Origin of the sequence: Nostoc sp., assembly GCF_036917235.1 — a bacterium.
GTDB lineage: Bacteria > Cyanobacteriota > Cyanobacteriia > Cyanobacteriales > Nostocaceae > Nostoc.
Window position 1 is genome coordinate 176665 of the sequence record NZ_JBALDU010000078.1, and the last position, 9444, is coordinate 186108.

The window sequence follows — 9444 nt, forward strand, 5'->3', positions numbered from 1 at the left end:
TAAATTAGTTTAGTTATTGTCCTAAAATAACATTAGTCCTAAATTATTGTTCATCTGATGAAGTAACAAGCATGAAGATGTATATGTGTAAATATCGCTGTGGTTAAGATATTTAACCACGAACTACGCAAGCTACTCCCAAAATGTCCAATTACAGACTAGCAAATGTTGCTCCCTCCTACTAAATATTGGTCATATTATGTCTTTTCGGATTACATCTGGGCTATAAATATGAGCTATATAAAAGTTTAACTGTTCTAAATTGTTGTGTTGGTATAAGTTATAATCACCATTTATCGTTTGTAAGACAGCAGCATATTTTTTTTCTTTTTCATAAAAAAATACTTCGTAATCTGCTTGTTTTATCTTATTAACTTGTGTCCAAGAATTATCAATAGGTGGAAAACTCGATTGGCTCAAAACAGGTAATTTAACCTGCTTTTGGAAATTATCAGTGAACCATCTCCAAACAGTATGAATTGTCAATACCTGTCTAGAATCAGCAGCATCAACTAGCTCATAATTGGTTTTAGCTTTTGGATACCACAATGATACATACATTCCATCTTGTACCAGAGCATCAATTAGAGGCTTAAAATCTAAATCACTTGTGAGCAAAGTTGCTTCATCCATATTTTTACGAAAAGAATGCGTGAGCATATCTACAGCAATCATAATGTCAACCTGCTTTTGCTCTTGTCCTCTTCGCTTATCTCGGTATCGAGCAGTACCCTCATATACATGAAATCTATCTAGTGATTTTAAGTGATTGAATAACTTAATTTTAGGCTTAATACGATTTTGGTAGTCTGCTTCATTTTCTCCTTGCTTTTGAGCAGGTAGACAATCATAATAGAACACCTTATGATAGTTCCATACTAACTGAAGGTAGTTTATTTCAAGTTGTTTTTTATCAAAAAGATTCTCTGAAAATAATTCTAGTAGTGAATCCAAACAACCGCCATCAATAAATAAATATTTAACATTCTGGGATACAGGGCTATTGTATAGAGGCATATTAGCGTCGAATATTTGCGGAATGAATTGAGATTTTTTGTCAAGATTAAAGGTAGGTATTTGCGTTTTTGCGTGAGATAAAATTCATCCCATCAATTAGCAACGCCAACATATTTAGGATAAATTTGATTTCCAGTTCAAGTCTAAGAATTAAATTATAAAACTGTCTCGCAGATGAAAGTCAGCTTCTTCACCTCTGTGAGTTAAAGCCCAGTAACTCACATTACCATCTATATTTTTGATAACAGTAGTAATGCCAATTTCAATAGCTTGTTCTGCCGAGACGATTTTATCCAAATCGACATCTAACGCAAGTGCTAAACTGTCGGCTTGATTATGAACACTAAACGGTAGCTTTTCAAAAGCTGTTTCCTCTTGCATCCCTTGACGATACCCTTCAAAGCGATAGACATTCCAGTGTCCGGCGGGGGAGAGGTTAAATTCCCAATACCGTGCAGAATCTTTGATGCCAAGAAAGAACTCAAAACAAGTGTCTTTCCACAATTCGTACTTGCGTGATGGTGCATTTGATGGTGGAGTAATTGCAATTTCTTTTAAATCATCTCCAAGGTTGTAGCAGATGGTAAGTTGATTAGCATTTCGAGAGATATTGCCTGTAATTTTCAAATGAGGAAAAGACTCGGTAGAAGGGAAGGGTTGCAGGGAAAATGTCTGGTTGTTCATTTCATATCTTGGATAATTTTGCAAATCTGCGTTTCTTGAGATTCAATACTTTCAGTCAACTTAAACTGGACGATCGCTCTTGCCAAGTTATGTTCTGAGTGCTTAACTTTGAAGTAGACATTCCCTGCTAAATAATCAGCAAAAAATCTCAGTCCTAGTTCAAAAGTAATTAGACGGATGGCATCATATATGTATGCATAATCATTCTCGGTCAGAAATGCCTTAGCCACAGCGAGATAACCCTGGAGGATTTCCTGACACAGATCGGTATCGAAATAAATACTTTCCCAATTTTCGGTTTCTTCGCCAGCAGGATTGCAACCCGATCGCAGACAATCACCAATATCGTAATGTACCAGACCGGGTTTTACGGTGTCTAGGTCGATGACGCTGACGGCTTGCTGGGTAACAATGTCAAACATCACGTTGTTGATTTTTGGATCGCCGTGCATCAGACGCAGGGGTAACTTGCCTTCAGTTTTGGCATTTTCTAGAATATGTGCAAAGGCTTGGCGATCGCTAACAAACTGTAAACAATAATTAACTTCCGAAGATTGAGGCGCACTAGTTTTCGCCAAAACTTCCTCGTAATGCTGGAGATAAAACGGTGTAATATGGAAGCCTTCGAGGGTGTCAGCAAGTTTTTCTGCTGGCAAATCGCTGATCAAATTGTGGAACATCCCCAAGGCATAACCGATTTCTTTGGCGTGTGAGCGATCGCGCATACTATCAAAAGACTGGGAGCCTTGAATAAAGCTGATTGCCCGCCAAAATGATCCGTCTGCATCCTTCCAGTGGTCTTGAGCGTTTTTGGTCAAAAGTACGCGTGGCACTTCCCAGCGACGATTAAGGGGGGTATCTTGCAACCTTTTTTGAACGTGTTCAGTTAAGGTACGCATATTCTGCATAATCAGTTGCGGCTGACGAAACACCTGTGTGTTAATGCGTTGCAGGACAAAATATTGTTCCTTTGAGGAATCTAGAGTTGCTAAAAAGGTGTCATTTATATTACCACTGCCAAATGCTTTAACGCCTCTAACCTTCCCCTGTTGGGCGAATTGGTTAGCGATCGCCACCAGATTTTCTGCACCCTGTGTATTAAATTCTTCTATCATTTGTTTTACCTGTACTACTCCTCACGTACATTGCATGAAAGCAATAGGGGATATCGTAGCGCAAGTGTCAAGATAATTCGTAATTGTATTGCACTTTAAATACATTCCCAGCCTGGAGGCTGGGAACAAGACAACACAATCTTTTGGACTTTTCTTAGTGCCATTCGGTTAAAAGAGAAGGGAAAATTCCATACCTTTAGCCATTCAACAGTTAAGAAATCTCATCGCTATCAACCCACTCGTCATAAGATGAGTCATAACCAACGTAGTGAAGAAAGTATTGTTGTCCTTGGATTTGCTGAATCGTTGCGGAATACCAAGCCTCTTGATCCTCATCCCAACATTTTACCTTTTGACCTACTGCATATCCATTTTCATCAGTAGAGCGAAGATCGCGAGTCCGAATGTCATCTTCGCCTACCCACTCGTCATAAGATGAACCGTAACCAAGGTAATGAACAAAGAACTGGTCATCTTGGATTTTCTCAATAGTTCCCTGATACCAATCCTCGTCATCATTATCCCAGACTTCTACTGTTTTGCTGACTTCATACTGAGTCTTATCTGATTTATCTGATTTAACAGCAGATGAGACATCTTGAATCGGCTTTTGCTCCTCTTGTTTGATTTCTTCTTTGACTAGAGTGTATGCTTGCACAATCAAACTCCGAACGACAGTTTGAATTCCTGTATGCTCGTAGTAATTGGTAGTTTGATCTAGGAATGCTGCAACTAAATCTAAATTATCATCAGCAATCTGAATAAAATTACCCAAATTACTAGAAATTGATTGCGGGGTTACGCCTGTCTTGGATACTAAATTATTCATCCAGTCTTGCACGGAGTTGAAACCCTGATTGATAAAACCAACTTTATCAGAAGGATTACTGCCTGGAAGAAAGTTATTAACGGCTAAGAAAACCGGATTTTGAGTTATTGCACTAGAATCAGTACCACTAATAACTCCGTGAATTTTGCTGAGAAAATCAGGACCTAAAGGGAGAATTCCATCCAGACAAACTAAAGCTACCATCCGCATTAAAGATGCATTTTGATAGTTGTTAGTCAGGGAATTAGCAAACTCTTGGGGATTAGGTTGAGGAATGCCGTTTAGTTTGCAAAAGGCAATGATTTCGACGGCTATTTTCAATACTAAATCAATAGATTGAGTGACATCAGCTTTGGGAGTAATTTTGCCTAAAAAGGAGAGAAAGCCGATTTTTTCACTCACTTTATTTGCTAAAGCCGCCGCTGCCATCGCTGTGTCTGCCTTATCAATTGTTTGATAAAGTTTGATTGCAAACTGGTAGCCTTTTTGAGGATCTTCGTATAAAGTGACAGCGCGATTGCGGATTTTTTGAATTACCTTAGCATCGGTTTCTCCAGTAATGGCGCGGATATTATTGTCAAACCCCGTTAAATTGCTCCATTCACCTGGTGCTACATAATCAAGAGCCTTTAAAACTTTGACAGTAATATTGTCAGTCGGTAACTCGTCAACCAACTGAATAATTGATTTATCCATCAGCCGATCCTCAAAACTCCAGATATTGTTACAACACGGTTCAGAGCAGCCCATATCTAGCGCTGGGCAATTACTAAACCGTATTTATAGAGTTCCCCAACCTGACCAAAAAATAACGATGTTAGTAACAGACGCTACTGTAGCCAAATAATACGGTTGAACAATTTCAGCATCTCAGGTGCTTGCTATTGCGTAACAAAGAAAAATAACGGTTTAACAATTTCATTCATGACTTTTAGAGATACTTAATTTCTAGTCTAATCAACAAATAAAACGATTAAACAATTTCTGGAAAGCTTTATGTGACAACAGTTTGATGGACTATTCAAAATTTTAAACATCCTCTAATTGTATTGCTGGTATGGTAGTGTTCACAAAAATAACTCAGTGGAGATCGCCCTCTATTTCACTTTACCTATAGCTGGTAGCATGGAGCGACCGCCTAACCTCTCAAAGCCAATTCACTTATCCTGGCCTGACAATCACTGGAAGTATAAACGCAGCCCAGTAGTAAGGATGCTGATACTTCTCACCTTTCAGCATCTCTAGTTGCGTCTGGCGCAGTGCCTCACTTCGTCCTTGATTGCCTAACAATCTTTTGTAGTAAGCAACTATCAACCATCAATTCTTTAGTAGCATCATCTGCTACCTTCCATAGGCTGATGACTTGACTTTCAGAACCAGTAATTACTAAAGCGCGATGCAAACCATAAATGCCCTCACCCGTACAAATGTTTACTAAACCAGTATCAAAGGCAGATAGTACGACCAGTTAAACGAAAAAGTTGGAAAATTTTTCAAAGCTATGTTCCGCCAACTTTCTTTTAGCAGTATCCAAAATACTGGTAATACGAAATTTATAATTCCAAAAGTGTAATAATCATGCAGCGTCAGTGATTGCGTCTTTGTAAAAGTTCATTTACATATTTCTAAGCAACAAGTAGTAATTTCAAAACTTCACTAACACTTTTCTCCATTACCTTGTGAAATTTAAGCATTGCTGCCACTGCCCAATCTTGCAATTCTTTGAGTTCTTGTTCAGTATCTGTAATTGCACCAGTGCGATATAGGGCAATACGAGAAGTATTTCGTTTATCCATACGTTCCCATGTCAAGCTTTCTTCCAATGATGTTTCTATTTTGTCTCGGCGAAGATAGAGTGCATCAAATATATTTTTGTTTTGTTGTAGTGTACCTTTATCAATATAAAGTTCAACCCTAAATTTCTTATCGGGAGTAAAAGTAAAGGTTAAATTAGCAACTGGAGACCCTTTCATAGGTACTCCTGCAACCGTAGCTAAGTACCGACCATCTTGAGAAAGCTCTTTTACAGGAAAGTCAGACGATTTACTTAATTCTGCTAAGAGGGTGCTAAAAAAATTAATGTAAGCTTTTTCTTGCTCTTCAATTCCGGTAAAAATAACGCTTTCTTCATTCATATTAATTGTGGCTACACGCCATCCTACATTTAACCACTGTTGAGATTGTGGATGACTAACAGAGTCATTAGCCCACCAGGAACGATGGCGACGTGCAGATGCTGGTAACTGATCACCTATAATTTCTTCAATTTCTTGAAATGTTAGTTGTAATTTGTTTTGTGCAAATGTTTGATTTTGTAGTAACAGCGCTAGTGGAGCATACCGACTTCTATTTAAACTTATAGTTTCATCAGCAGGTAAAATTTCCGAAATAGTAGAGGTTTTATTAGCATTCAAAGCTTCAGATTCATGATCATTTTTCTGTATTACTTCATTTGCCCCTATTTTGAAATAATCAATCACAGCAGATTGATGCCTGGATAACCAGTCTTTACAGAATCTGAGTTGTTCCCTTTGCTGAGAAGAAATTTCTCCACGAAAGTGCGCTAAATCATTTCTCGTTCCTCTTACTGCATTCAGTAATTTACGAATTGCTGTTGGTGCTAGACTAAAAATAGAACTATATTTATTCCAACGGCTGGTATGTAAAAACAGGTCTGTATACTCAGAAAGAGTCAATTTATCAAATGGTTTCTCCTGTTTCTTCTGCGGAAAATATTGATTACAAACATTTTCTATTAAGTCATTATTAATTTTATTATTTTCGGTGCTATTTTTTAAATAATTAGTAACTGCTTGTTTAAATTTATTTTTTAATTCCTTGTTGGAAGGAGTAATTTTTTCTATTGATTGATTTAATCTAGTCTGGTCAATGCCAGATTCATTTGTAAAATCCGCTAAAATATAATCCTTAATAGTATTCTCAATATCTTCAACAAGCATAATATCTTCAGCATATTTACAAAAATATTCAGTTGTGTCATAACTAGTGACAATACCTGCAATATGCCTTTCACTGTCTACAATAAGCACGGCATAGGTGTCAGCGCTAAGTATTTCAAAAGATAATTGTAAAAAACTTGACGGCCAACTGTGGTGACTTACACCATATGTCTCTATATCTTCCCACCCTGTTGCTCCACCAATGGTTGTCAGTAATCCGATCATCACGATGCTGATAAATGGATGAAACACACCCTGTTTCCCTCTTGGGTCTTGCAAATCCTTAAAATTATCTGCCAATCGCTGATGGACTTGTTCTCAATCTGTTGCAGATGCAAGTTGTGAATCTTGTCTATTTTTGCCTTTAATTTCAGATGATGTCCCAAATCCTACAACCATTGGAAATACCTACACGACTGGATTTCCCTAGCATATTATCATGTCATTTTCTTGCGTTTACCCTGCTATTCGGATGATTGTACTAACGGGACTTAGACAAAAATTAAGCCCAAATAAAGCCCAAACTGGCTTTATAGGCAGCAAATACATCACGATTGAAGGTCATTAACAATTTTGTCCATTTGAATTACGTAAAATCCTTTTTTGTGGTTAAGACATTAATAAGAGCAAGACAATATAGCGCTCAATCCTGAGTTGATGTTTGTGGTTACTTCTGCTACTGGATAATGGTTGCAACTTCGCTTTTTGTGGTTTGGGCTGTTTCGGCTTTCTTACCCTTTAATTGGGAGTTATAAAAAGTATGAGTAAGGGCTAACCCATAACCCATTTCAATACTTTAGGGTCTTTGTTGTAGCGATAGATAAAGCCGTTATTAGTAGTGATAAACTCTCCTTTGCTTGCCTTACTTCTAATAGTGCTAAGGGAATAGGATGTTAGTGCATTCATTTCCTTATGGGAAAGCCCTTCGCCTGTACTGTTCTCTAATTTGGTTTGGAATTTATCTTTAAAAAAACTATCTATTTTGAGTGGAGTATTTCCGGTAGTTTTAGTAATGCTTGTATTTTGATTTCGATAATCTTGCACGGTCACAAGTTGCCAACTAGAATCTTGTGAAAGTTCTAAAACCCATTGATGATAATCAAATAGACTTTCCCTATGCCCAACACTAATAAACGTTGTTTTCGTCTCTTGCAACTGTTGATATAGACTTCCTTCATTCTTCAAATCCAAAGCACTAGTTGCTTCATCTAATATAGTAAAGCTGGGACGAGTAACTAGCAGTCGTGCAAAGGCAAGGCGTTGTTGTTCCCCCACTGATAATATGTTTTCCCAAGGAACTTCTGTATCGAAGCCATCAACTCGACTTAGTAAGTTTTGCAGATTAACTTGTTGCAAAAAATTTTTGAGTTCTGCATCGCTTATTTGACGATTTGTATTAGGATAAAGCAACTGTTCACGCAAAGTCCCCAAGATTATATAAGGGCGTTGAGGTAAAAATAAAACTTCTTCTAATGGAGGCCGCACCAGACGACCAGTCCCCGCATTCCACAAACCGGCGATCGCTCTCAAGAGAGAACTTTTACCTCGACCACTGGGCCCAATAATCAGTAAACCTTCTCCTGGTTGAACAGATAGTGATAAATCTTCAACAATTACCTGCTCATAGTTGGGCGTTTGTAAAGTAACATTCTCAAAAGCGAGATGATTTTCTTCTATAGTTTTAATAGTATTAACATTTTCCGGTTGTTTAGTTACTGATTCTAAAGCATCTGAAAACTCAGATAAACGCTCAACATAACTAGAAAATCGCCCGGAAGTTCCAAATTCATTAATTAATTCTGCCAAAGCCATAGCAAAAAGATTACAGGATAAAGCAGCTTGGCTAAGTTCTCCAAAATCTATTTCACCTTTAATGTTTAAAGGACCAAATACTATAAATGGTAATATTTGAATTACAGCTTGATATCCTCTATTAAAAATCTCTTTATTTTTTTCCCAATCAATCTTGCGTTTAGCATTTTTTATTAAATTACTAAATCGGCGGGTAATAATATTTAATTCTTGGTTTTCTCCTTGAAAAAAAGCTACTGATTCAGCATGATTGCGGACATGAGTTAGGCAATAGGTGTAATCAGCTTTCGATTCAAGTTCTTCTTGACTAATCTTATTTAATTCTTGAGTCAAGTAAACGGCAATCAAATTGCCTACGATCGTATAAGCAACTAAAATCATTGCAACTTGAGGAGAGATTGACCAAAGAATTATTAAAAATACCGTCATTTCCAGTACTTTCTCTAATAAAGTAGCTGAAAAACTGAGAGCATTACTAGCAATGGGTTCGATTTCTTGAGATAAACGTTGATCTGGATTATCAATATCAGATTTAAAGTTTATTTTGTAATAGGCTCGATTACTTAAATATTTTGATAATATATGGTTATTTAGCCATTGGTACCAATCGAGAGCAATTTTTTTTCTAACAGATTTAGTAAAACCTACAAAGAGCGTTGCTAATACGAGAACTACACCATAAAGTAATAAGGCATCAAAAAACTTAGGAAGATCCTTCTCTTTAATCATGAGATCTAGTAAATAGCGCTGAATGAAGCTATTAAATACATTTACTCCTACAAGTGTAATTATTAATGAGATTAGGAGAATGAGCATTCCCCATACGCGAATCACATCTGAAAACGCTCTTTCTCCTGCTTTTGTTGGGTACCAGTAAGGCCCTGTGACCGCTTTGACATTTTTCCAAAATTTAGTAAAAGCTGAATAAGTATTGTTTAAAGATTGGTTTTGAACTACTTGAGTTGCCATATTATAGAAATAAACTGAAGATTTTACCTAATAAGTAAGATGAAAGTAGTGTTAGACT

8 protein-coding genes are annotated in these 9444 nt (G+C 37.0%); all 8 read right to left on the reverse strand.

Features of this window, described 5'->3' with window-relative positions; all coding sequences use genetic code 11:
- Window positions 1-192 precede the first annotated feature (192 nt).
- The 8 genes from V7K44_RS22740 to V7K44_RS22775 all read right to left on the reverse strand — a co-directional run bounded on the left by V7K44_RS22740 (window position 193) and on the right by V7K44_RS22775 (window position 9386).
- Window positions 193-1017, reverse strand: a complete 825-nt coding sequence (locus V7K44_RS22740; RefSeq protein ID WP_334934595.1) for an NYN domain-containing protein — start codon at window positions 1015-1017, stop codon at window positions 193-195.
- Window positions 1018-1167: 150 nt separating this feature from the next.
- Entirely contained in the window at window positions 1168-1701 is a 534-nt protein-coding gene (locus V7K44_RS22745; RefSeq protein WP_334934597.1) for a DOMON-like domain-containing protein, read from the reverse strand.
- A complete protein-coding gene (locus V7K44_RS22750; protein ID WP_334934599.1) occupies window positions 1698-2816 on the reverse strand; it encodes a phosphotransferase enzyme family protein in 1119 nt (372 codons plus the stop codon). The genes V7K44_RS22745 and V7K44_RS22750 overlap by 4 nt, the downstream gene beginning before the upstream one ends.
- Before the next feature lie 211 nt (window positions 2817-3027).
- Window positions 3028-4341 (reverse strand): Tudor-knot domain-containing protein, encoded by a 1314-nt coding sequence (locus tag V7K44_RS22755; RefSeq protein WP_334934602.1) that lies wholly within the window; start codon window positions 4339-4341, stop codon window positions 3028-3030.
- Window positions 4342-4806: 465 nt separating this feature from the next.
- Window positions 4807-4959: a CHAT domain-containing protein gene (locus V7K44_RS22760; RefSeq protein ID WP_334934604.1), complete on the reverse strand. Its 153-nt coding sequence runs from the start codon at window positions 4957-4959 to the stop codon at window positions 4807-4809.
- A complete protein-coding gene (locus V7K44_RS22765) occupies window positions 4910-5113 on the reverse strand; it encodes a CHAT domain-containing protein (protein WP_334934631.1) in 204 nt (67 codons plus the stop codon). The genes V7K44_RS22760 and V7K44_RS22765 overlap by 50 nt, the downstream gene beginning before the upstream one ends.
- Window positions 5114-5270: 157 nt before the next feature.
- Complete coding sequence (locus V7K44_RS22770) at window positions 5271-6905, reverse strand: DUF4268 domain-containing protein (protein WP_334934606.1); 1635 nt, start codon at window positions 6903-6905, stop codon at window positions 5271-5273.
- 471 nt (window positions 6906-7376) lie between these two features.
- The gene (locus V7K44_RS22775) at window positions 7377-9386 is read right to left on the reverse strand and encodes an ABC transporter ATP-binding protein/permease (RefSeq protein ID WP_334934607.1); all 2010 of its coding nucleotides are present in this window, start codon (window positions 9384-9386) and stop codon (window positions 7377-7379) included.
- Window positions 9387-9444 lie beyond the last annotated feature (58 nt).

What these genes read in the sequence shown, in the direction of transcription:
- V7K44_RS22740 (WP_334934595.1), bottom strand. Translation starts at nt 1,017, where the DNA reads ATGCCTCTATACAATAGCCCTGTATCCCAGAATGTTAAATATTTATTT.
- V7K44_RS22745 (WP_334934597.1), bottom strand. Translation starts at nt 1,701, where the DNA reads ATGAACAACCAGACATTTTCCCTGCAACCCTTCCCTTCTACCGAGTCT.
- V7K44_RS22750 (WP_334934599.1), bottom strand. Translation starts at nt 2,816, where the DNA reads ATGATAGAAGAATTTAATACACAGGGTGCAGAAAATCTGGTGGCGATC.
- V7K44_RS22755 (WP_334934602.1), bottom strand. Translation starts at nt 4,341, where the DNA reads ATGGATAAATCAATTATTCAGTTGGTTGACGAGTTACCGACTGACAAT.
- V7K44_RS22775 (WP_334934607.1), bottom strand. Translation starts at nt 9,386, where the DNA reads ATGGCAACTCAAGTAGTTCAAAACCAATCTTTAAACAATACTTATTCA.